We start from the raw sequence: 22,022 nt of genomic DNA, 5'->3' as shown, positions 1-22,022 counted from the left end.
AGTCCCGAGAGCGCCCGGATACCGTCAGGGCACCGACGTGGATCCCGATGGACGCGACCCACGACGACATTCCCATCACGTTCGAGACGACGGAGTACCGACCCGATGATCCGCTCAGTCCTGACCCTGCACACCGCGCCCGCACAGGCCGGATCCGTGCTGGACCTGTACCGCCGCGAAGCGATCCTGCAGGAGTCGCTCGACTTGACCCGAGCGCTCGGCTCCGAGATCGCCGCCGCGGTCGACGGGTCCGGCGAGATCATCGTGACCGCGGTATGGCCGGACGAAGCCGCCTACCAGGAATGGCTCGACCACCCGAACCGGGGCCGCACGACCCCGGAGCTCGCCGCCCTGCTCGCCGACGCCCGCGTCGGCGTCGGCCGCCTCTACGCGATCGACCACCGCGTCTCGAAGACCGAGATCTGATCCGACACCCCTGCACCACGAAAGAAGATTGCAATGAAGCACCTCTCCCGCCTCGTCGCCGGCGTCGGCGCCGCCGCCCTCGTCGTCTCCCTCGCCGCCTGCAGCTCCTCCGGCGGATCGGGTGGAGCGAGCGGCGACAAGTACTCGATCGTCTTCCTCGCGTCCTCCTCGCAGAACGGCTACAACCAGGCCGTCTACCAGGGCGTGGTCGAAAAGGCGAAGGAGATCTCGAAGAAGCTCGGGATCACGATCACCACCAAGATCCAGGACGGCCAGTTCGACGCCAACACCCAGCTGTCGCAGCTGCAGAACGCCGGAACCACCGGCCAGGCGAGCGGGATCATCGTGGTCCCACAAGACGGCCCCGGCCTCGCCGCCGCCTTCCCCCTCGGCAACGACGTGCCCGTCGTGTCGGTGCTGAACCCGATCGGCCCCGACATCGACAAGATGCAGCCGCAGATCGACGGCGTCGTCTCGACCGTCGCCTCGCCCCCGTCGGCGGGCGCCGCACGACAGGCGGAGTCCGTCGTCGAGTACTGCAAGAGCATCGACCCGTGCAAGATCGGCCTGCTCGCCGGCCTCCTGAACTCCCCGCTCGACGTCGCCCGCATCGCCGCCTGGAAGAAGGTGCTCGGCCAGCACAGCAACATCAAGATCGTGGGCACCGTCGAAGGCGCCTACGACCGCGACAAGTCGCTCACCGCGGTGTCGAACCTGCTGCAGGCCAACAAGGACATCAACGGCATCCTGAGCAACGCCGACCAGCAGACGATGGGCGCCCAGATCGCGCTCGAGAACGCCGGCATCGACCCGGCGAAGATCTTCCTCACCGGCGGCGGCGGGACGACCGAGGCCGTCAAGGCCGTGCGCGACGGCAAGTGGACGAACGACTACCTGAACTACCCCGTGAGCATGGGCAAGGCCGCACTCGAGCAACTGGTCAACAAGCTGCGCGGCGACAAGGTCCAGGCCGTCGTCGACGCCGACACCCTCGTCAAGATCAGCCCGATCGCCACGAAGAAGGACCTCGACGCGGCTCCGGACTTCACCGGCGAATGGAACGGCTGACTCGATGAACTCATCAGCGGCCGGACCGGTGCTCGTCGAACTCCGGGACATCGAGAAGCGGTTCGGGGCGACCCGGGCGCTCGACGGAGTCTCCCTCGAGGTGCGCGGCGGCGAGATCCACGCGTTCGTCGGAGAGAACGGCGCCGGCAAGTCGACCCTCGGCAAGGTGATCGCGGGGGTCTACGCCGCAGACCGGGGCGACGTCGTCGTCGACGGCGTCCCGGTCGACCGCTGGAACCCCGGGATCGCGCAGCGTCGCGGGGTCGCGATGATCGCGCAGGAGCTCGCGCTCGTGCCCGACCTGACCGTGGCGCAGAACGTGTTCCTGGGTGCCGAGGAGCACCGGTTCGGGATCGAGCGGCGCAACCTCGACGCGCGCTTCGCCGCGCTCGACGCCGAGGTCGGCTTCGGGCTCGACCCGCGGGCGAAGGTGCGCGATCTGCGGATCGCCGACCAGCAGAAGGTCGAGATCCTCCGATCCCTCGCACGCGACGCCCGCGTCATCGTCATGGACGAGCCGACCTCGTCGCTGACCGCCCGGGAGATCGCGCAGCTCGAGGATCTCATGCGGACGCTGCGCGATCGCGGCTGCAGCGTGATCTACGTCTCGCACTTCCTGGACTCGGTGCTCGGCGTCGCCGACCGGATCACGGTGATGCGGGACGGCCGACGGATCGACACGGTCGACGCCGCCGCAGTCGGCAAGCACGAGCTGGTGACGGCGATGCTCGGCCGCGAGATGGATCAGGCTTACCCCGCGCGCCCCGCCGCGCCGGATCCCGCCGCCCCGTTCCTTCTGGAGGTGCAGCACCTGCGCACCTCCACGGGGGTGGAGGACATGAGCTTCGCGGTACGGCCCGGCGAGATCGTCGGCTTGCTCGGCCTGGTCGGCAGCGGCCGAACCGAGTGTCTGCGCGCGGTGTTCGGCCTGGACGAGATCCTGGACGGCGTCGTCCGGTTCGGCGGGCACGACTGGAAGGGTCGCTCGCCCAAGCAGTCGATCGACGCGGGCCTCGTGCTCGTCTCGGAGGACCGACACAAGGACGGCCTCGTGCTGCAGCGCTCGGTGCGCGAGAACATCGCGCTCGCGAGCCTCGGGGCGCGCTCCCGGGCCGGCCTGATCGACGGCCGTAGCGAACGGGCCGTCGCGGATGAGCTCGCGCAATCGCTCGAGATGCGCCCGCCGGACACCGACCTCCCGGTCGGCTGGTTCTCGGGCGGCAATCAGCAGAAGGCGCTTCTCGGCAAGGCGCTCGCGGCACGGCCGCGGGCGATCATCCTCGACGAGCCCACGCGCGGCGTCGACGTCGGCGCCAAGCGCGCGATCTACGAGCTCATCGCCCGGCTCGCCCAGGACGGGATCGCGGTGCTGCTGATCTCGTCCGAGCACGAGGAGATCATGGAGCTCGCCCACCGCGCGTTCCTGGTCTCCGCGGGCCGCACCTTCGGGGAGATCGTCCCCGAGCAGACCGCCGTGGAGGACGTCCTGTTCCGGCTCTTCCACGTGACCCCCGGAGAGGAGACGGCAGCGTGAGCGAGGCCATCGACACCACCGCGACACGGGCCCAGGCCCGGAGGAAGTACACGATCAGGGAGATCGCGATCGAGTACGCCGTCCTGCTGCTGCTCGCCGCCGTGCTCATCGCGCTCGCGATCCTCTCGCCTTCGTTCTTCACGTTCGGCAACATCGTGAACATCCTGAACCAGAACGCCCCTCTCGTGATCATCGCCTCGGCGGGCACCTTCGTGATCATCTCGGGCAACTTCGATCTCTCCACCGGCGCGATCTACAGCGTCGCGGGCGTGGTCTCGGCCTGGCTCGCGATCACCACCGGCAACGTGTGGCTCGCTCTGCTCGCGGCCCCCGTCGTCGGGCTCGCGCTCGGCCTGTTCAACGGCGTCGTGATCACCCGGCTCCGCGTGCACTCGTTCCTCGGTACGCTCGCGTCGTCGATGATCTTCACGACGGTCGCGGTGCTGATCACGGGCGGCAGTCTGATCACCGTCACGACCCCCGGCTTCACCGCGCTCGGACGCAACAGGGTCGGCGGTGTCTTCATCGCGGTCTTCGTGATGATCGCCGTGGTCGCCCTGCTCTGGTTCGTGCTCTCGCGAACCGTGTTCGGCCGGCACGTCTACGCCATCGGCGGCAACCCCGAGGCCGCAGAGCTCTCCGGCATCCATGTCGGTCGCACCCGCGTCATCGTGTTCGTGCTGAGCGGGCTCGCCGCCGGCGCCGCCGCCGCGATCGGCGTCTCGCGGATCGCGTCGGGTCAGCCCCTCGCGGGCGCCGGACTCGAGCTGAGTGCGATCGCCGCGGTGATCCTCGGCGGCACGAGCATCTACGGCGGACTCGGCGCGGTCTGGCGATCGGTCGCCGGCGTGTTCCTCATCGCCCTCATCGGCAACGGATTCGACCTGCTCAACCTGAACCCCCAGCTCAAGGACATGGTGACGGGCTTCATCATCCTCGCCGCAGTCGGCCTCGCGGCCGCAGGGCGCGGCCGACGCTGACCGCACCGCCGCCGAGACCCGGTCGCCCTCGGGGCACCGGGCTCCCCGGCCTGCCCGAAGACCCCATCGCCCTCAACCGGAAGGAACCCCTTTCATGCCCGAGAACGTCAGAATCGCCGTCGACGTGGGCGGCACCTTCACCGACGTGGTCAAGCTCGTCCCCGAGACGGGAGAGCTCCGCTTCGAGAAGGTCCCGACCACCCCGAGCGAGCCCACCGCCGGAGTGCTCGCCGCCTTCGACAAGGCCGACGCCGACCCCGGCCAGGTCTCGATGTTCAACCACGGCAGCACGCTGGGCCTGAACTCGCTGCTCACCCGGACCGGGGCGAGGATCGCCACGATCGCCACGCGCGGCTTCCGCGACGTCTACCTGCTCGGCCGCACCGACCGCCGGGTCATGTACGACATCGCATACCGCAAGCCCGAGGCGCTGCTCGAGCGCTACGACACGTTCGAGGTCAGCGAGCGCAGTATGTTCGATGGCACCGTCGCGACACCGTTCGACGAGGAGGACGCACGTGAGGTCGCACGCGAGATCCTGCGCCGAGGCTACGACGCCGTCGCCGTCGCCTTCCTGCACGCCTACGCCAACCCGGCGCACGAGCTGCGCATGCGCGAGATCCTCCTCGAGGAGGCCCCCGGTGTCGAGGTCACCATCTCGCACGAGCTGTCGCGCGAGTACCGCGAGTACGAGCGCACGAGCACGGCCGTGCTCGACGCGTACATCAAGCCGATCATGCGCAGCTACCTCAAGGCGCTCGAGGGCGAGCTCGAACGGCGCGGCTTCGTCGGTCGATTCCTGATGTCGCGGTCGGGCGGCGGCGCGATGACCGCGTCGGCCGCTCGCGAGCAGCCGGTGAACCTGATCCTGTCCGGCCCCGCCGGCGGGGTCGTCGGAGCGGCGGCGTTCTCGAAGCTCATCGACCGGCCGAACCTCATCACGATCGACATGGGCGGGACCAGCCTCGACGCCTCGCTCGTGCAGGGCGGTCATCCCGTGCTCTACCACGGCGCGGAGTTCGAGGGCCTGCCCATCAACACCCCTTCGCTCTACATCCACACGATCGGCGCCGGCGGCGGCTCGCTCGGCTACCTCGACGAGGCCGGCGCCCTGCAGGTCGGACCGAAGAGCGCGGGGGCCATGCCCGGACCCGCGGCCTACGGGCGCGGCGGCACGCAGCCGACCTTCACCGATGCGGCGCTCGCGATCGGGTACCTCGGCACCGACACTCCGCTCGGCGGCGAGCTCACGCTCGACCGTGAGAAGTCGCTCGAGGCGCTCGCGCCGATCGCCGGATCGCTCGGGCTGAGCGTCACCCAGCTCGCGCGCGGCATGGTGCAGATCTCGAACACCAAGATCATGGGCGCCGTGCGCGCGATCACCATCGAGCTCGGACACGACCCGAAGGACTTCGCCCTGCTCTCATTCGGTGGGGGCGGCGGGCTGGTCGCGGTCGACGTGGCCCGCGAGCTCGGGATCCCGGAGGTGATCGTGCCGCCGGGGCAGGGCGCGTTCTCCGCGCTCGGCATGCTCATGGCCGACGTGCAGCACGACTACTCGCGCACGAGCCTGCAGCCGCTCGAGGATCTCGACGCCGCCGCCGCCGACGCCCTCTACGCCGGGATGGAGGCGGAAGCGCGCGAGACCCTGGGCGCCGAGGGCTTCAGCGACGAGCGCATGGTCTTCCACCGTGTGGTCGCCGTGCGCTACTCGGGGCAGGAGCACGCCGTCACCGTCGACTATCCGGACGACGGGTCGGATCCCCGCGCCGCGATCCGCGCCGAGTTCGACCGGCTGCACCTGCGGCAGTACGGGCACATCATGGACGACCCGATCGAGACCACCACGCTGCGTCTCGGCGCCGTCGGCATCGTCGACAAGCCCGATCTGCCGCGCGCCGCACGCCGCGACGGCGATCACGGCCCCGAACTGCGCCGCCGCACGGTGGTGCTCGACGGCGACGTGACCGCCGAGTACGCGCTCGTCGCGCGCGAGGAGCTCCTCGCCGGCGACGTGCTCGAGGGCCCGGCCGTGGTGACCGAGCACACCGCGACCACGGTGCTGCACGCCGGGGACCGGCTCGAGGTCGGCGCCTACGGCGAGCTCGTCATCTCGATCCAGTACGCACAGAAGGGGGCATGACATGGCCGACGCCATCACCACCGAGATCATCAGGCACGGCCTGCTGGCCGCCGCGGAGGAGGTCGCGCGCAACCTGTGCCGCACCGCCTACAACACCGTGGTCTACGAGATCCACGACTACGGGATCGGGATCCATGACGCGAACGGCGACGTCGTGGCGGACGCGCCGGGCATCGCTGTCTTCACGCGCGGCAACGATGCGGGCATCAAGCACTCGATCGAGTTCCTCGGAGCGGACGCGATGGAGCCGGGCGACGTCTTCATCATCAACTTCCCGTACTGGTCCAGCGCGCACACACTCGATCCGCTAGTCTTCGCGCCGATCCACGTCGACGACGCGCTCATCGGGTTCGCTTCGTGCCGCGTGCACGTCACCGACCTGAACCAGAAGGATCCCGGCTACGTCCTCGACTCGACCGATCGGTCGCAGGAGGGGCTCATGCTGCCCGCCTCGAAGCTGTACCGCCGCGGCGAGCGCAACGACGACGTCTTCAACATCATCCGGTTCAACAGCCGGATGCCGAAGCACACGATCGGCGACATCCAGGCGCAGGTCTCTGCCTGCGTGACCGGGGTGCGGCGCACGCAGGAGCTCGCGGGCAAGTACGGGGTCAGCACTCTCACCGAGGCAATGGACACGATCAACGCGCACGGCGAGAAGCTCGCCCGCCTCGCCCTCGCGAAGCTGCCGAAGGGCACCTGGACCGCGATCGACTACGTCGACGACGACGGGATCAACAAGGACGACCTCGTCACCCTGCGCTGCACGGTGACGGTCACCGACGACGAGATGGTGGTCGACTGGACCGGGAGCGCCGAGAACGTCGAAGGGCCGATCAACTTGCCTCCCGGGCAGACGGAGGCGCTCTCGAGCCTCATCTTCAAATCGCTCACCACCCCGGACTCGCCCGTCGTCGCCGGCAACTTCGCCCCGCTGCGGGTCGTCACGGTCCCGGGGTCGGTCATGCACGCGGTCTCGCCGATGCCGACCTTCACGCTCTGGACCGGACTGCTGGCCGGCGAGGTGATCCTCAAGGCGCTCGCGCAGGGCATGCCGGAGCTGGTGCCGGCGTGCTCCGGCGGCGACGTCTGCTCGATGATGGGCCTCGGCGTCAACCCGCGCACAGGCGAGCCGTGGCAGGAGGCCACGAACGAGGCGGTCGGGTTCGGCGGCACCGCGCACCACGACGGCGAGGACGGCATCATGCACCTCTCCGAGCCGGGATGCCGCAACAACCCGGTCGAGGTGCTCGAGGCCAAGTCCTCGATGATCATCGACCACTACGGCTACCGGACCGACACCGGCGGCGCCGGGCGCCACCGCGGCGGGGTCGGGGTGAGCCGCTCCTACCGCTTCACGGCGCCGGCCACCGGGATCTGCCTCGTCTACAAGACGAAGACGACGCCCTGGGCGATCGACGGCGGCGCGGACGGCGAGCCGAACCGGGTCGTGCTGAACCCGGGGACGCCGCGGGAGACGGTTCAGGGCGGCAGCTACAACCGGCTCGCCGCCGGCGACGTGCTGGTCAATCAGACGGGCGGGGGCGGCGGCTACGGCGATCCGTTCGACCGCGACCCCGCGGCCGTGGCGCACGACGTACGCAACGGGTTCGTCTCGCCGCAGGCCGCCGAACGCGACTACGGCGTGGTCGTGACCGCGGGCTTCGGCGTCGACGGCGCGGCGACCGCGGCGCTCCGAGGCCGCTGACCGGGACTCCGATCCGCCTCGTCCCGATGCGTCCGCCGTCGCGGGCGCATCGGGGCGCTCCTTGTTGTCAGCCGAGCGGTTCCGCGAGCGGCGCACCCGCCTGGCGGGCGAACAGCGCGATCGCGCGCTGCGCATCGGCGACGGAAATGCTGCCGCCGGCGACGATGTGCAGGCCGTAGGCATCCTCGAGAGCGACGAAGTTCATCGCGATGTCCTCGACGGGTCCGGTCAGCGCGAAGTCGCCGGCCGCCGCCCCGGCTTCCAGGATCCTCCGGTACAGCCCGAGCTGCTCGCCGTAGAGCCGCTGGACGAGCTCGTCATGCAGCGGCGACTTGCCCGCCAGCACGTCGAATTCATAGAGCAGACGCATGAGCGCGTCGTCCGGGCCGCTCGGCAGGCCGGCGCGGATCGCGATCGCGAGCTGTTCCGCCGGACGCTCCGCCCTTGCCACGAGCGCCTCGCGCTCCTCCCCGACCCTGCGCATGCCCGCGGCGTGCGCCTCGACGAGGATCGCATCGAGATCCTCGTAGTAGTACAGCAGCGCACCGCGGGTGACCCCAGCCTGGTTCGCGACGTCCGTCAGCGAGAGGTTGCGCAGCCCGTGCTCGGCGGCCGCATCGAGCGCCGCGTCCACCACTTCGCGGCGACGCTGCTGCTGGGTGCTCGGACGTGCCATGAAGCCAGTATCGCAGTCCCGCGAACGGATCCGGATCCGATTCCAAGAGTTTCTTGACATTTGAGTGAATTAATTTACTCTTGAGTCAAAGAACTGCGGTCGCTCCCCTAGCAGCGCCGCCCGAGACGTTGGAGCACGACATGGCGGTCGACACCCTCTACACCGGCGGACGCGTCCGCACCTTCGATCCCGCGCAGCCCTGGGCCGAGGCCGTCGGCGTCACCGGCGACCGGATCAGCTACGTCGGACCGGCCGCCGATGCACCCGCGGCGCGTCGCACGGTCGATCTGGAGGGGCGCCTGGTGACCCCCGGCGTCGCCGACACCCACAACCACCTGCTGCTCGGCTACGACGACCTCGCCGTCAGCCTCGACCAGGTGCAGAGCCTCGACGTCGTGCGCTCGCGGATCGCGGCCTTCGCCGAGGCGCACCCCGACCTGGAGTGGATCTGCGCCGAGAACGCTCTCTATTCGGTGGTCGAAGGGCGCCGTCCGCGCGCCGACGACCTCACCGGCGTCACCGACCGGCCCGTCTTCATCACCACCTACGACCAGCACTCCGTGTGGCTGAACCGGCCCGCGCTCGCGAAGCTCGGGATCCTCGGCGGCGGCGACATCGCCTGGGGCAACCCCGAGATCGACCACCGCACGGGCGAGCCCACGGGCTGGGTCACCGACTTCTACACGAGTGCCATGACGACGAACGGCCTCGCCGAGCTGCAGCGCGACATCCCGATGTACTCCCCCGACCGGCGCTACCGCAAGATCGTGAACAGCCTCGAGATGGCCCGCCGCTTCGGCATCACGACCGTGGTCGAGCCCCAGGTCCCGCTCGCCGAACTGCCGCTTTTCGACCGCGCCGAGCGCGAGGGCAAGCTCACCTCGCGGACGATCGCGGCGATCTACCACCCGGTCGGATCCGACGGCGACTTCCGCTCGCGCATCACCGAGGCGATCCGGGAGACCCCGCAGCACGACCGGTTCCGCCTCGGCATGGTGAAGCTCTACGCCGACGACGTGATCGAGCCGCACACGGCCGCCATGCTCGAGGACTATGCGAACCGTCCGGGCCATCGCGGACACACCAGCCTCGAGCCGACCGAGTTCACGAAGCTCTTCGTCGAGCTCGACCGCCTCGGCTACCAGGTGCACACGCACGCCACCGGCGATTGGGGCATCCGCCTGACGCTGGACTCGATCGAGGCCGCCCAGCGGATCAACGGCACCCGGGACGCCCGGCACGGCATCGTGCATGTGGAGTGCCTGGCCCCGGAGGACCTCCCGCGTTTCCGCGACCTCGGCGTCGTCGCGGCGATGCAGCCCCGTCACGCGTCCCCCGACCTCGTCGCCGGCACCTGGATGGAGAACGTCGGCGAGGCGCGCTGGGACCGCGCCTGGCGGTTCCGTTCGATGATCGAATCGGGCGCCCGCGTCACGTTCTCGAGCGACTGGCAGGTGGGCGAGATGGATCCACTCGTCGGCGTCTACAGCGCGATGACCCGCGCCCGCCTCGACGGCGGCGACGCCTGGACCCAGGGTGAGCGCCTCGATCTCGACCGCACGCTGGAGGCTTACACCAAGGGCGGGGCGGGAGCGTTCCACCACGAGGACTCGCTCGGCATGCTCCGCGCCGGATACCTCGCCGACCTCGTCGTGTGGTCGGGCGATCTGTACGCCATGGAGCCCGCGGAGATCCTCGCGCAGCACGCCGACCTCACCGTGGTCGGGGGCACCACGGTGCACGACGCCCGCGGCGAGTTCGACGGCGTCGCCGCCTCGGCGCCGGTCCAGGATCCGGGCGGGGCCGGACAGAGCTGCACCGAACCCTCCGCCGACCACCACTGCCACTCGCACACCGACTGAGGACGATCCCCACGATGTCAACGCTGCCATCCCACTCCACCGTCGCCGCCGGCGATGATCAGCTCGCGCACGCCGTCACGCACGAGCCCGGGTCTCTCAAGCGCACACTGAAACTGCGCCATCTGGTCTTCATCGGCCTCGCCTACATGGCGCCGCTCGCGGTGTTCGACATGTTCGGGATCGTCGCCGATCAGACCAGCGGCCACGTGCCGCTCGCGTACCTCGTGGTGCTGGTCGCGGTGCTCTTCACGGCGTTCAGCTACTCGCGCATGGTGCGGTTCTTCCCGATCGCAGGATCCGCCTACACCTACGCGAAGGAGTCGATCCACCCGTCGGTCGGCTTCCTCGTGGGGTGGGCGGCGACGCTCGACTACCTGCTGCTGCCGATGATCAACGCGATCCTGTCCGGGATCTACATGGGCGCGATCTATCCCGGCGTGCCGTTCTGGGTGTGGGTGCTGCTCACCGTCGTCATCTGCACCGCGCTCAACCTGGTCGGCGTGCGACTCGCGGCGAGCATGAACGTGATCCTGGTCGGGATCCAGCTCATCGTCGCCGTCCTGTTCGTGGTGCTCGCGGTCGTGAACATCGCGAACGGCGCCAACGGCGCGGCCTTCACCGTGCGGCCGTTCTTCTCCGGCGACATCCAGGCGGCGGCACTCGCCGGCGGCGCCGCGATCCTCGCCCTCTCCTTCCTCGGCTTCGACGCCGTCTCCACGCTCGCCGAGGAGGCGGAGCGCCCGACCAGGGACATCCCCCGCGCGATCTTCCTCATCGTCGCCGCAGCGGGAGCCTTCTTCCTCACCGTGACCTACGTCATGCAGACGCTGTTCCCCGACGTCGCGAAGCTCGAGAACATCGTCGGAGCCTCCCCCGAGATCGCGAAGTACATCGGCGGCGCCGCGTTCCAGGCGATCTTCGTCGGCGGCTACATGATGGCGGTGCTGGGCTGCGGCATCACGCAGCAGATGAGCGCAGCGCGCCTGCTCTACGCGATGGGCCGCGACGGCGCCCTGCCGAAGCGACTGTTCGGCCGGGTGAACCCGCGCACCGGCGTCCCTGTCGCGAACGTCCTCATCGTCGCCGCGATCGCCCTGACCGCGCTGTTCGTGAACCTCGAGCAGGCGTCGTCGATGATCAACTTCGGCGCGTTCATCGCCTTCACGTTCGTGAACCTCTCGGTCATCTTCGTGTTCTTCCGATTCATCACCAGGCGCACGATCGGATCCTGGATCGGCTTCGTCGTCATCCCCGCGGTCGGCGTCGTGATCAATGTGGCGCTCTGGCTCAGCCTCGACGGGATCTCGATGATCATCGGCGGCGCCTGGACCGCGATCGGAGTTGTCTACCTGCTCATCACAACGCGCGGCTTCCGGGCCGCTCCGCCCGACCTGACCGGCCCGATCAACGTCGGCATGTACGACTGACCGACGGCCGGCACCGGGCGCCGCGCCTCATGCGCGTTTCGCCCGGTGCCGGCGCACGGCGTCGCGGTTGGCGCAACGCACCGAGCAGTAGCGTTGCCGCCCGTTGCGGGTCACATCGGCCACGACATTCGTGCACGGCGCCGCCGCGCAGCGCCCCAGTCGCGTCATCCCTCGTGTGACCAGGTGCAGTGAGGTGCCGACGGCGATCACGGCGCGCAGCACACGGGGCAGCGAATCCTCCTCGCCGCGGTAGTGCAGATGCCAACCTTCGCCGTCGTGGTCCGTGAGCCGCGGGTACGCCGCCGCCGTGGCCATCTGCGCGTTCAGCAGCACTGCGCGCTCCTCCGGCGTCGGTGCATCGACGACGCGCAGCCAGTCGTCGATCACCCGCCGGGTGTCGGCGTGGTCTCCGGTCCCCGCGGGAAAGACCATCGTCATCCCGAAGTCGCGGGTGCGCTGCTCGATGCCGACACGATCGGACGGCCAGTCGTTGGCGAGCGATGCCGCCATCAGGACCGCATACTCGCCGTAAGGGTTGAGATGCATAATGGCATTACATCATGGTGGGGGCATGACCGCCGCATCCACCCCCGACACCGCATCGATCCCCCTCACGACTCCGGATCCGCTCCGACCCGCTCCCGCGCACGAGCATGCCTGGAGGACGCGGTCCCGGCACAGGACGTCCGACGGCACGCTGCTGTACGTCCGCTGCGTCACCTGCGGCGCGCAACGCGTGGATCTGCATGCCGCAGACTCTGCGGCTCCGACCGCGCTCAGCCGCGCCCTCGGGGCCGGAGAGGCCGACGGGCCGGCCGAAGGCGTCAGCCGGCCGTGAGCTCGACGAGCTTCCGCACCGTGCGGAGGTTGCGCGCCGTACCGGCGACACCCAGCGCGCGATCGAGCACCGCGCGCGTGAGCTTGCTGGAGTGCACTCCCCCGGCGCCGAAATCGATCCACAGGTCGTTTCCGCGCAGGGCGATCCGTTCGCCGGGCTGCAGTCGCTCATTCAGCGTCTCGACCGCATCGGCCAGCGGCACTCCCTCGAGGAACATCGCGTGCAGCATCTTGTCGGCCGCAGCATCGGGGAACGGGTTCTCCTCGATCGCCCGGACCAGCTCGTGGTGCGTGCGCAGGATCACGGGCGTGTTCACGCCGAACGCGTCGTGGATCAGGGTCCGCACCTCCGCGCACACCGCCGGCGGATCCGCCGGGGCGTCGCAGATGACGTTGCCGCTGGCGATGTAGGTGGTCACCGCGCCGAACCCTCCGCGGTCGTTCATGAGCGCACGCAGCTCCGCCATCGGCACCCTGTTCGCGCCGCTCACGTTCACGGCGCGCAGCAGCAGCGCGCAGCGTTCGACGGTCATTCGGCGGAGCCGTCGGTCGGCTGGTCGGAGACATCCGCGGAACCGGCGGGCGCCGTGCCGTCGGCCGGAGCATCCCGTCGGTCGGCGCTCGGCACGAGCTCGGCCCCGACATGCGCGAGCTCGGCGAGCGCTGCGGCGCTCGATTCGGCGCCGACGCCCGCGACGAGGTCGGTCAGGATCCGCACGTGCACGCCGTGTGCGATCGCGTCGGACGCAGAGGCGCGCACGCAGTGGTCGGTCGCGATGCCGACGACGTCTGCGGTGAGCACGCTGTGCGCGGACAGGATCGCGGCGACCGTCTCGTCCGTCTCCGTCACACCCTCGAACATGGAGTAGGCGGGCTTGCCCTGCCCCTTGCGCACGTGATAGGTGACGGAGGCGGTGTCCAGCAGCGGGTCGTAATCGGCGCCCGTGGTGCCGGCGACGCAGTGCACGGGCCAGCTGTCGACGTAGTCGGGCGTCTCGGAGAAGTGTCCGCCGTTGTCCCCCGTCGCGTCGTGCCAGTCCCGCGAGGCGATGATGACGTCGTAGTCGGCCGCGTGCTCGTGCAGCAGCGCGGTGACGCCGCGGGCGACCGCGTCACCGCCGGCCACGGCGAGGGCGCCCTCCTCGGTGAAGTCGTTCTGGATGTCGACGATCAGCAGTGCACGGGACATGCTCCGAGCGTACGCCGGAACGACGAAACCCCCTCCGAGGAGGGAGTTTCCCGTCGAGTCGAACGCCCGACCTGCGGCGCACCCTGCTTCCTCGCCAAGGAGCTGACCCTCCTGGCTTGTGCACGACGGAGGCGTTCCTTACGCTCGAGACAGCTCCAAGATCCACGCCGCGGCCCGCATCCGTGCCGTGGTCCGCCGTGTCTTTCGGTTCTGTCCGCGCCTGGGAAGGGCGACGATGATCCCTCGTCTCAACCATCCGTCCGATCTCGAGGATCTTCGGCGCCGGCTTCGCGCGACCCGCTGGCCCGAGCCGTGGCCGGAGGTCGGATGGGAGGCGGGGACTCGACTCGTCGAGCTGCAGCGTCTCGTCGCCTACTGGGCCGATGGTTTCGATGCGGACGCACAGCAGCACCGGATCGAGGCGCTTCCCTGGCGTTCGGCCGACCTCGATGGCACGCCTGTCGGCTACCTGCGCTTCGACCCTGTCACGCCGGGCTCCGCTCTGCCGATCGTCCTGACCAATGGCTGGCCGAGCAGCGCGCTCGAGCTCGTGGATCTGGCCGAGCGCCTCTCGAACCCCTCCCGTTTCGCGGCTGACCCGTCCGATGCCCGCACCGTCATCGTGCCGGCACTGCCCGGCTTCCCGTTCTCGCCTCAGCGACCGACCCTCACCGGGCAGACGCACGAGCTGTGGCACCGGCTGATGACCGCCGAGCTCGGATTCCCGCGGTACATCGCACACGGCGGTGATCTCGGCGCCGGGATCACCTCCCGTCTGGCGCAGGCGCACCCCGAACACCTCGCCGGCATCCACCTTCTCGCCGTGGCGGCACCGCGTGAGGTCGACTCCGAGACCCTCACCGATGACGAGCGCGACCATCTCGAGCGTGTGCAGAGATGGATCTCGACGGAGGGCGCCTACCAGCACCAGCACCAGACCCGCCCGCTCACGCTCGCCCCGGCGCTCTCCGACTCGCCGGCCGGGCTGCTCTCCTGGATCCTGGAGAAGCACCGGGCATGGAGCGACTGCGGAGGAGTCCTCTCGACCCGATTCTCAGACGACTATCTCCTCACCCTCGCGTCGCTGTACTGGTCCACGAACTCGATCGGGACCTCGCTCCGGCCCTACTACGAGTTCGCCGCAGGACTCACGACTCGGGTCGACCGCGTATCGGTGCCCACCGCGGTCGCACTCTTCCCGCACGACCTCACCCGCCCTCCGCGCAGCTGGGCGGAGCGCACCCATGACGTCGTGCGGTACACCGTCATGCCTCGTGGCGGGCATTTCGCGCCGCATGAAGAGCCGGCGCTCCTCGCCGCGGACATCACAGAGTTCGCTCGGTCCCTGCCCCGGGTCGGCTGACCGCACCCCGCAGCAGGAGAGGACGATGTCAGCATCGGTGCGACCAGGCCGAACGACGAAACCCCCTCCGAGGAGGGGGTTTCAGGTCGAGCCGCCCAAGGGAATCGAACCCTTGACCTTTTCATTACGAGTGAAATGCTCTGCCGACTGAGCTAGGGCGGCGCACACCCTGACGGATGCGCATGCGGGCGAACCGCACGATCAACGATCTTACCCTGTCCGCGGGTGTGCTGCGAACCACGCGCACCCCGGGCGCGGCACCGTCAGGCGACGGCCGTCCCGAACGTCGCCGCCTGCGGCGGACCTCGCCATCCGGGCAGGACCTCACCGCCCGCGCCGGACGGGCTACTCGCAGCGGATGCCCGCCTTGTCCGGCACGGTGCCGTCCACGAAGTAGGCGTCCACGGCGTCGTCCACGCACGAGTTGCCCTTGTTGTAGCCGGTGTGGCCCTCGCCGACGCGGGTGATGAGGATCCCGCCCTCGAGCTGCTTCGCAAGCGACTCGGCCCAGGCGTAGGGCGTCGCGGGGTCGTTGGTCGTGCCGACGACGAGGATGGGACCCGAGCCGGCCGCGGTGATCTCACCGCGCTTGCCCGTCGGCGGGTACGGCCACTGCTCACACGGATCGGGGCCGTCCCAGTAGGGGGCGATCGTCGGAGCCTCGGCCTTGATCTTGGCATCGGATGCCGCCTTGGCCGCCGCGTCGTTCTCCAGGGGGTAATCCATGCAGTTGTACGCGCGGAACGCCTCGGTCGAGTTGTCGGTGTACTTCCCGTTCTCCCGGTTGTTGTAGAAGTCAGCGAGCTGGAACGCCACGGAGGGGTCGCCCTTCAGCACCGCCGTGAGCGACTGGGTCAGGTACGACCAGCTGTCCTGCGAGTACAGCGCCGCGACGATCGAGGTCATCAGCGTGTCCGCACCCAGCATGCGGCCGTCGGTGTTCTTCTGCGGGGAGCGGTCGACGCTCGCGAGGAGAGCGCCGAGGTCGCCCATGGCATCGTCGACCGTGCCCTGGAACGGGCACTTCTTGCCCTTCAGGCAATCGGCCATGTAGGCGCGCAGGGCGGATTCGAATCCGATCGCCTGCGTCGTGCTCACGTCGAGATTGGAGACCGCCGGATCCAGTGCGCCGTCGAGCACGAGGTGCCCGACACGGTCCGGGTAGAGCTCGGCGTAGGTCGCGCCGAGGAACGTGCCGTAGGAGTAGCCGAGGTAGTTCAGCTTCTTGTCCCCCAGCACGGCGCGCAGCAGGTCCATGTCACGCGCGGAGTTCACCGTGGTGATGTACGGCAGGATCCCCTTGCTGTTCTGCTCGCAGGCGTCGGCGAAGCTCTTGTTGGCGCTCTTCTGCGCCGCGGTCCACTCGTCGCCGCCGCGCGCACCGGGGCGGATCGAGTACAGGTAGTCGTCCATCTGCGACGCATCGAAGCACTTCACCGCGGTCGAGGATCCGACGCCGCGAGGATCGAAGCCGATGACGTCGTAGTTCTTGGAGAGCGTCGGGCTGACCGCATAGTCGAGGCTCGACTTGATCAGTTCGAGTCCGCTCGCCCCGGGACCACCGGGGTTGGTCAGAAGCGATCCCTTCGAGGCGCCGGTCGCCTTGTGGCGCACCACGGCCAGATCGAGGGTCCCCTTCCCGGGGTCGTCCCAATCGAGCGGGGTCTTCACCGTGGTGCAGTCCATTCCGCCTCCGCATGCGGACCAGCTGAGGGTCTGCCCGTAGAACGACTTCAGGTCGTCGGCGACGCCCGAGGTGTCGGGGCTCGCCGTCGGCCTCGCCGACGAGGATCCGGCCGGAATCATCGCATACAGACAGCCGGTGAGCGCCAACGCGGCGACGACAAGACCCGCCGTCACCGTCGTGATGCGGCGGAGTCTCGAAGCGGAACGGGTGTTCATGGTCTCCTCCCGCTCGTGACGGTCACGAGCAAGCTCTCGAGGGCGAGCGCCGGGGCGACGTTGCGCTCCAGCGATTCCCTGGTCTCGGCGAGATGGTCCAGCACGATCAGGGTGCGCTCCGGCGGCCACGCGGCGGCGAGGGCGGAGAGCTCGGGCGCGAGCTCGGCGTTGATGAGAACGTCGCCGCGGCCGAACTGCAGCATCACCACGTCACGGAACAGCGACTGCAGGTCGGTGAGGACCCGGTCGAGGCCGTCGCGCACGCTGCGCTTGGCGCGCTGCTTCTGCTCGTCCTCGAGCGCGTTGACCTGCGAGCGCACGGCAGGCGGGACTGCCTGCCCCTCGGCGATCCCCACGGTGTGCAGCAACGCGCGCCGCTCGGCCTCGTCGCGTTCGACCGTGAGCACCTTCGCGTCGTCCGTCGCGGCCTGCACGATCTGCCCCGCGACCTCGACGGCGTCGCTGACTCCTCGCGCGCTCAGCACGGCGCGCAGCGTCTGCTCGCGGCGGGCGCGCGCCGCCTCATCGGTCGCAAGCCGCTGCGCCATGCCGATGTGCCGCTGCGCGTGGCGGGCGGCCTGTTCGGCGATGGCCGGATCCGCACCGGTGCGACGCACGATGAGCTCGGCGACCGAGGCGACATCGGGCTCGCGCAGCCGCAACGACCGCACGCGGGAGCGGATCGTGGGCAGCAGATCCGCCTCACTCGGCGCGCACAGGATCCACACCGTCTGCTCCGGCGGCTCCTCGAGCGCCTTCAGCAGCACGTTGGAGGTGCGTTCGGTCATGCGATCGGCGTCCTCGACGACGATCACGCGATACCGCCCGCTGGACGGCCCGAAGTAGGACCGTTCGACGAGCGCGCGGGCTTCGGCGATCGAGATGATCACCTTCTCCGTGCGGAGCACGGTCACGTCGGGGTGGGTGCCCGCGAGCACCTGGCGCATGGTCTGCTCGTCGTCCGGTCCTTCGGCGATCAGGGACGCGGCGAAGGCGGTGGCGAGCGTCGACCTGCCGGAACCGGGCGGACCCGTGATGAGCCACGCGTGCGACATCGCGGCAGGATCGGTGACCGCGGCCTGCAGCGTCTCGACCGCGGCCTCCTGCCCCCACACGTCCGTCCACGGGAAAGGGGCGAGAACGGTGGCCGGCATGCGGTCAAGCCTAACCGCGGGGAGTGACATCGCGCGCCCCGTCCACGGGTGGGCTGCTCGACGGACCTCAGGCCAGCAGCCCCGCCACCCTGGCGCGCACCGCGGCCGCGATCTCGTCCGGTTCCTGTGCGGCGTCGACGACGAGGAAGCGCTCGGGCTCCGCCGCCGCCAGCGCGAGGAAGGATTCGCGCACGCGCCGGTGGAACTCCTCGCGTTCGGCCTCGAGCCGGTCGAACGGCTTCTCGGCCGAGTCCAGACGCCGGCGGGCAAGGGCGGGATCCAGGTCGAGCAGCACCGTGAGATCGGGCAGCGCGCCTTCGGCGGCCCACAGCGAGAGTCCGCGCACCTCGTCCGCGTCCAGCACCCGGCCCGCGCCCTGGTAGGCGACCGAGGAGTCGAGATAGCGGTCCTGGATCACGACCTCGCCGCGATCGAGCGCGGGACGCACCACCGTCGCGACGTGGTGCGCGCGGTCGGCCGCGTACAGTAGCGCCTCGGCCCGGGGGGCGATGTCGCCGCGGTGATGCAGAACGATGTCGCGGATCAGCACGCCCACCTCGGATCCGCCGGGCTCGCGCGTGCGCAGGACCTTCCGGTCCTGGCCGCGCAGCCACTCCTCCAGCAGCGCGGCCTGGGTGGTCTTGCCCGTCCCGTCGCCGCCCTCGAGCGTGATCCAGAGGCCGCGGCCCGCGCTCACGCGCCGGCCTGCTTCTTCGCCGCGTTGGCGGCCCGGGTGGCCGCGGCCTTCTTCGCGGCGGCGGAGCGGGCGGCGGCCTTCTCATCGTCGGTCTTGGCAGCTGCGGCCTTCGCCGGTGCCTTCTTCGCCGGCGTCTTGGCGGGGGCCTTCTTCGCCGGCGCCTTCTTCGCCGCGGCGCGGGATCCGCGCTTGGGCGCAGGCCCCTTCGCGCGCTTGTCCGCCAGCATCTGCACGGCGATCTCGAACGTGATGTCCTGCACCTGCTGGCCACGCGGGATGGTCACGTTGGTCTCGCCGTCGGTGACGTACGCGCCGAAGCGACCGTCGCGGATCCGGATCGGCTTGCCGCTCACAGGATCCGCCTCGAACTCGGCGAGCGCGCTGGACGCCCGCCGGGCGCCGTATTTGGGCTGCGCGTAGACCGCCAGCGCCTGCTCGAGGCTGATGTCGAAGATCTGCTGCTCGCTCTCGAGCGAGCGCGAGTCCGCGCCCTTCTTCAGGTACGGCCCGAACCGGCCGTTCTGCGCGGTGATCTCCTCTTCGGTCGCAGGATCCACACCCACCACGCGCGGCAGTTCGAGGAGCTTCAGCGCCGTGTCGAGATCGATCGTGTCGACCGACATCGAGCGGAACAGTGAGGCGGTGCGCGGCTTGGGCGCCGCCTCCTTCTTCGCTCCCCGCTTCGGCTTGGGCGCCTCGACGACCTCGCCGGTCGCCTCATCGACCTGGTCGTCGTCGGAGACCGGATCGTTCTCCTGGATGTACGGGCCGAAGCGGCCGTCCTTGACGACGATGACCTTGCCGTTGTCGGGGTTCTCGCCGAGCACACGGTCGCCGGCAACGGGGGCGTCGATGAGCTCCTGCGCCTTCGCCGCGGTCAGCTCATCGGGAGCCAGATCCTCCGGCACGTTGACGATGCGCGGCTTCGCATCGGGATGCGCCGGGTCGGCGACCTCGAGGTACGGGCCATACTTGCCGAACCGGAGTGTGGCGGTGTCGGTGATCCGCGTGGCGTTCAGCGCCCGCGCGTCGATCTCGCCCAGGTTGTCGACCACCTGGCGGAGGCCGACCTGCGTGTCGTTGCCGTAGTAGAAGGAGTGCAGCCACTCGATGCGCTTCTGCTCGCCACGGGCGATCGCGTCGAGGTCGTCCTCGAGGGCGGCGGTGAAGTCGTAGTCGATGAGATCGGCGAAGTGCTGCTCGAGCAGGCGCACCACGCTGAACGCCATCCACGTCGGCACGAGGGCCTGACCGCGCTTGGTCGCGTAGCCGCGGTCGATCACGGTGCCGATGATGCTGGCGAACGTGGAAGGCCGCCCGATGCCGTGCTCCTCGAGCGCCTTGACCAGCGATGCCTCGGTATAGCGCGGCTTCGGGGTGGTGCGGTGCGGCTTCGCCTCAGCGTCCGCGACACGGAGCACGTCACCGACGGCGACCGCCGGAAGCGACTGATTCTCCGCGGCGTCGGCGGCGTTGCGGCGCTCGTCCTTGCCCTCCTCATAGGCCTCCAGGAAGCCCTTGAAGGTGTACACCGTGCCGGACGCGGTGAACTCCGCGTTCTTCCCATCGGCGTCCACGGCGATCGTGACGGTGGTGGTCTCGTACTTCGCGTCGGACATCTGGCTCGCGACGGTGCGCTTCCAGATCAGGTCGTAGAGGCGCAGCTCCTCGCGGTCGAGCTGGCCGGAGACGGACGCCGGCGTGCGGAACTGCTCACCCGACGGCCGGATGGCCTCGTGCGCCTCCTGCGCGTTCTTGCTCTTGCCCTTGTACACGCGGGGCTTCAGGGGTACGGCCGCATCGCCGTAGAGCGCGACCGCCTGCGACCGCGCCGCCTGCACCGCCTGGGTGCTGAGGGCGACCGAGTCGGTGCGCATATAGGTGATGTAGCCCTTCTCGTAGAGGCGCTGGGCGACGCTCATCGCCTGCTTCGCGCTCATCGATAGCTTCCGCCCCGCCTCCTGCTGCAGCGTGGAGGTGGTGAAGGGGGCGTAGGGGCTGCGGGTGCCGGGCTTCGCCTCGACCTTCGTGACGCTGCCGGATCCGACCGCGTCGACGGCGGCGGCGAGCGCTGCGGCCGCCTTCTCGTCGAGGATGACGACGGCCTTCTTCAGAGCCCCGTTGTCGTCGAAGTCCGTGCCACGGGCGATCGCGCCGCCGTCCAGGCGGACCAGCCGCACGGTGAAGGCGGAGCCCGAGGCGGACGCCATGGCGTCCACGTCCCAGTACTCCGCGGACACGAACGCCATGCGCTCGCGCTCGCGGTCCACGATCATGCGGGTGGCGGCGGACTGCACGCGGCCCGCGGAGAGCCCGGACTTGACCTTGTACCAGAGCACCGGGGAGACGTCCCAGCCGTACAGGCGGTCCAGGATCCGGCGGGTCTCCTGCGCGTCGACGAGTGCGAGGTCGAGCTCGCGGGTGTTTCCGACAGCGGCCTGGATCGCGTCCTTGGTGATCTCGTGGAAGACCATGCGCTTGACCGGCACCTTGGGCTTCAGGGTCTCCAGAAGATGCCAGGCGATGGCCTCGCCTTCGCGGTCCTCATCGGTGGCGAGCAGGAGTTCGTCGGCGGTCTTGAGCGCGCGCTTGAGCTCGGCGACGGTCTTGGTCTTGCGATCGGAGACGACGTAGTAGGGGTCGAAGTCGTGGTCGACGTCGATCGAGTACTTGCCGTACGCCTGCTTGTCAGCGGCCGGGATGTCCTTCTTGTCGGCGAGGTCACGGATGTGTCCCACCGAGCTGAGCACCTCGAAGCCGTCGCCGAGATAGCCCTGGATGGACCTCATCTTCGTCGGGGACTCGACGATGACAAGCTTCTTGCCTTGCGCCACGGGTGCGTCCTTTCGTCGAAGCACACCATACACACCGTGTCGGAGCCGGGCGCTCAGCACGATGTCGACGTCGCCTGCAGGGGCTTCGGGTTCTCCTGCACAGATTCGGGCGTCGTTCGGGAATCCAGCGTACGCCGCTGCGAGCTGGGCGAAGGCCACGTGTCCGCGCCCCGAGGCGCCTCGCCCTTCTCCACGATCGGCCGCGGGGGCCGCGCAGCGGCC

General features: G+C 69.7%; 18 protein-coding genes and 1 tRNA gene. 10 read left to right on the top strand and 9 right to left on the bottom strand.

Going from position 1 to position 22,022, the window contains the following annotated elements; translation table 11 throughout:
• The first annotated feature begins 105 nt into the window (after positions 1-105).
• The 6 genes from ACFWCK_RS17150 (at position 106) to ACFWCK_RS17125 (ending at position 7,859) form a co-directional block, all read left to right on the top strand.
• Positions 106-426 (top strand): hypothetical protein, encoded by a 321-nt coding sequence (locus ACFWCK_RS17150; RefSeq protein WP_378807004.1) that lies wholly within the window; start codon positions 106-108, stop codon positions 424-426.
• Positions 427-459: 33 nt separating this feature from the next.
• On the top strand, positions 460-1,494 hold the full coding sequence (locus ACFWCK_RS17145; protein ID WP_233311514.1) for a sugar ABC transporter substrate-binding protein: 1,035 nt from the start codon (positions 460-462) through the stop codon (positions 1,492-1,494).
• Positions 1,495-1,498: 4 nt separating this feature from the next.
• Entirely contained in the window at positions 1,499-3,028 is a 1,530-nt protein-coding gene (locus ACFWCK_RS17140) for a sugar ABC transporter ATP-binding protein (protein ID WP_378807002.1), read from the top strand.
• Complete coding sequence (locus ACFWCK_RS17135) at positions 3,025-4,008, top strand: ABC transporter permease (protein ID WP_378807001.1); 984 nt, start codon at positions 3,025-3,027, stop codon at positions 4,006-4,008. Before ACFWCK_RS17140 ends, ACFWCK_RS17135 begins: the two co-directional genes overlap by 4 nt.
• A gap of 94 nt (positions 4,009-4,102) precedes the next feature.
• On the top strand, positions 4,103-6,151 hold the full coding sequence (locus ACFWCK_RS17130; RefSeq protein WP_378806999.1) for a hydantoinase/oxoprolinase family protein: 2,049 nt from the start codon (positions 4,103-4,105) through the stop codon (positions 6,149-6,151).
• A gap of 1 nt (position 6,152) precedes the next feature.
• On the top strand, positions 6,153-7,859 hold the full coding sequence (locus ACFWCK_RS17125; protein WP_378806998.1) for a hydantoinase B/oxoprolinase family protein: 1,707 nt from the start codon (positions 6,153-6,155) through the stop codon (positions 7,857-7,859).
• 67 nt (positions 7,860-7,926) lie between these two features.
• Here the strand turns inward: ACFWCK_RS17125 and ACFWCK_RS17120 are convergent, their stop codons facing one another.
• Positions 7,927-8,535: a TetR/AcrR family transcriptional regulator gene (locus ACFWCK_RS17120; protein WP_233311519.1), complete on the bottom strand. Its 609-nt coding sequence runs from the start codon at positions 8,533-8,535 to the stop codon at positions 7,927-7,929.
• A gap of 140 nt (positions 8,536-8,675) precedes the next feature.
• Between ACFWCK_RS17120 and ACFWCK_RS17115 the strand changes: the two genes are divergently transcribed.
• Together ACFWCK_RS17115 and ACFWCK_RS17110 are read left to right on the top strand one after the other, a co-directional pair.
• Positions 8,676-10,397 carry an amidohydrolase gene (locus tag ACFWCK_RS17115; protein WP_378806996.1) on the top strand — a complete coding sequence of 574 codons (1,722 nt, stop codon included), beginning with the start codon at positions 8,676-8,678 and terminating at the stop codon, positions 10,395-10,397.
• Positions 10,398-10,411: 14 nt separating this feature from the next.
• The gene (locus tag ACFWCK_RS17110; protein ID WP_378806995.1) at positions 10,412-11,824 is read left to right on the top strand and encodes an APC family permease; all 1,413 of its coding nucleotides are present in this window, start codon (positions 10,412-10,414) and stop codon (positions 11,822-11,824) included.
• A 27-nt stretch (positions 11,825-11,851) separates the two neighbouring features.
• On the opposite strand, the gene ACFWCK_RS17105 is transcribed toward ACFWCK_RS17110, so the two are convergent.
• Positions 11,852-12,370 carry a CGNR zinc finger domain-containing protein gene (locus ACFWCK_RS17105; RefSeq protein ID WP_233311522.1) on the bottom strand — a complete coding sequence of 173 codons (519 nt, stop codon included), beginning with the start codon at positions 12,368-12,370 and terminating at the stop codon, positions 11,852-11,854.
• 25 nt (positions 12,371-12,395) lie between these two features.
• Here ACFWCK_RS17105 and ACFWCK_RS17100 point away from each other — a divergent pair, with 25 nt between their 5' ends.
• On the top strand, positions 12,396-12,662 hold the full coding sequence (locus ACFWCK_RS17100; protein ID WP_378806993.1) for a hypothetical protein: 267 nt from the start codon (positions 12,396-12,398) through the stop codon (positions 12,660-12,662).
• On the opposite strand, the gene ACFWCK_RS17095 is transcribed toward ACFWCK_RS17100, so the two are convergent.
• Together ACFWCK_RS17095 and ACFWCK_RS17090 are read right to left on the bottom strand one after the other, a co-directional pair.
• Positions 12,649-13,194, bottom strand: coding sequence for a DUF1697 domain-containing protein (locus tag ACFWCK_RS17095; protein WP_233311524.1), 546 nt, complete (start codon positions 13,192-13,194; stop codon positions 12,649-12,651). The genes ACFWCK_RS17100 and ACFWCK_RS17095 overlap by 14 nt on opposite strands.
• Positions 13,191-13,850, bottom strand: a complete 660-nt coding sequence (locus ACFWCK_RS17090; RefSeq protein ID WP_378806992.1) for an isochorismatase family protein — start codon at positions 13,848-13,850, stop codon at positions 13,191-13,193. Before ACFWCK_RS17090 ends, ACFWCK_RS17095 begins: the two co-directional genes overlap by 4 nt.
• 235 nt (positions 13,851-14,085) lie before the next feature.
• Between ACFWCK_RS17090 and ACFWCK_RS17085 the strand changes: the two genes are divergently transcribed.
• A complete protein-coding gene (locus ACFWCK_RS17085) occupies positions 14,086-15,213 on the top strand; it encodes an epoxide hydrolase family protein (RefSeq protein WP_378806990.1) in 1,128 nt (375 codons plus the stop codon).
• Between the two features lie 89 nt (positions 15,214-15,302).
• Here ACFWCK_RS17085 and ACFWCK_RS17080 read toward each other — a convergent pair.
• From ACFWCK_RS17080 to topA, 5 genes are all read right to left on the bottom strand, one after another.
• Positions 15,303-15,375, bottom strand: a tRNA-Thr gene (locus ACFWCK_RS17080).
• Between the two features lie 183 nt (positions 15,376-15,558).
• Entirely contained in the window at positions 15,559-17,115 is a 1,557-nt protein-coding gene (locus tag ACFWCK_RS17075) for an alpha/beta hydrolase (protein WP_378806989.1), read from the bottom strand.
• A complete protein-coding gene (locus tag ACFWCK_RS17070; protein ID WP_378806988.1) occupies positions 17,112-18,269 on the bottom strand; it encodes a DNA polymerase III subunit delta' in 1,158 nt (385 codons plus the stop codon). Before ACFWCK_RS17070 ends, ACFWCK_RS17075 begins: the two co-directional genes overlap by 4 nt.
• Positions 18,270-18,336: 67 nt before the next feature.
• On the bottom strand, positions 18,337-18,966 hold the full coding sequence (tmk, locus tag ACFWCK_RS17065; protein WP_233311529.1) for a dTMP kinase: 630 nt from the start codon (positions 18,964-18,966) through the stop codon (positions 18,337-18,339).
• Complete coding sequence (topA, locus tag ACFWCK_RS17060) at positions 18,963-21,800, bottom strand: type I DNA topoisomerase (protein ID WP_378806986.1); 2,838 nt, start codon at positions 21,798-21,800, stop codon at positions 18,963-18,965. Before topA ends, tmk begins: the two co-directional genes overlap by 4 nt.
• Positions 21,801-22,022 lie beyond the last annotated feature (222 nt).

This window comes from Microbacterium sp. NPDC060117, assembly GCF_042729315.1.
In the GTDB taxonomy this organism is placed as follows: Bacteria; Actinomycetota; Actinomycetes; order Actinomycetales; family Microbacteriaceae; genus Microbacterium.
This window is presented reverse-complemented; position numbering and strand designations above follow the sequence as displayed.

Excerpts from the sequence above, each read along its gene's own strand:
- ACFWCK_RS17150 (WP_378807004.1), top strand. The coding sequence starts at position 106 with ATGATCCGCTCAGTCCTGACCCTGCACACCGCGCCCGCACAGGCCGGA.
- ACFWCK_RS17145 (WP_233311514.1), top strand. The coding sequence starts at position 460 with ATGAAGCACCTCTCCCGCCTCGTCGCCGGCGTCGGCGCCGCCGCCCTC.
- ACFWCK_RS17140 (WP_378807002.1), top strand. The coding sequence starts at position 1,499 with ATGAACTCATCAGCGGCCGGACCGGTGCTCGTCGAACTCCGGGACATC.
- ACFWCK_RS17130 (WP_378806999.1), top strand. The coding sequence starts at position 4,103 with ATGCCCGAGAACGTCAGAATCGCCGTCGACGTGGGCGGCACCTTCACC.
- ACFWCK_RS17125 (WP_378806998.1), top strand. The coding sequence starts at position 6,153 with ATGGCCGACGCCATCACCACCGAGATCATCAGGCACGGCCTGCTGGCC.
- ACFWCK_RS17120 (WP_233311519.1), bottom strand. The coding sequence starts at position 8,535 with ATGGCACGTCCGAGCACCCAGCAGCAGCGTCGCCGCGAAGTGGTGGAC.
- ACFWCK_RS17115 (WP_378806996.1), top strand. The coding sequence starts at position 8,676 with ATGGCGGTCGACACCCTCTACACCGGCGGACGCGTCCGCACCTTCGAT.
- ACFWCK_RS17110 (WP_378806995.1), top strand. The coding sequence starts at position 10,412 with ATGTCAACGCTGCCATCCCACTCCACCGTCGCCGCCGGCGATGATCAG.
- ACFWCK_RS17105 (WP_233311522.1), bottom strand. The coding sequence starts at position 12,370 with ATGCATCTCAACCCTTACGGCGAGTATGCGGTCCTGATGGCGGCATCG.
- ACFWCK_RS17100 (WP_378806993.1), top strand. The coding sequence starts at position 12,396 with ATGACCGCCGCATCCACCCCCGACACCGCATCGATCCCCCTCACGACT.
- ACFWCK_RS17095 (WP_233311524.1), bottom strand. The coding sequence starts at position 13,194 with ATGACCGTCGAACGCTGCGCGCTGCTGCTGCGCGCCGTGAACGTGAGC.
- ACFWCK_RS17090 (WP_378806992.1), bottom strand. The coding sequence starts at position 13,850 with ATGTCCCGTGCACTGCTGATCGTCGACATCCAGAACGACTTCACCGAG.
- ACFWCK_RS17085 (WP_378806990.1), top strand. The coding sequence starts at position 14,086 with ATGATCCCTCGTCTCAACCATCCGTCCGATCTCGAGGATCTTCGGCGC.
- ACFWCK_RS17075 (WP_378806989.1), bottom strand. The coding sequence starts at position 17,115 with ATGAACACCCGTTCCGCTTCGAGACTCCGCCGCATCACGACGGTGACG.
- ACFWCK_RS17070 (WP_378806988.1), bottom strand. The coding sequence starts at position 18,269 with ATGCCGGCCACCGTTCTCGCCCCTTTCCCGTGGACGGACGTGTGGGGG.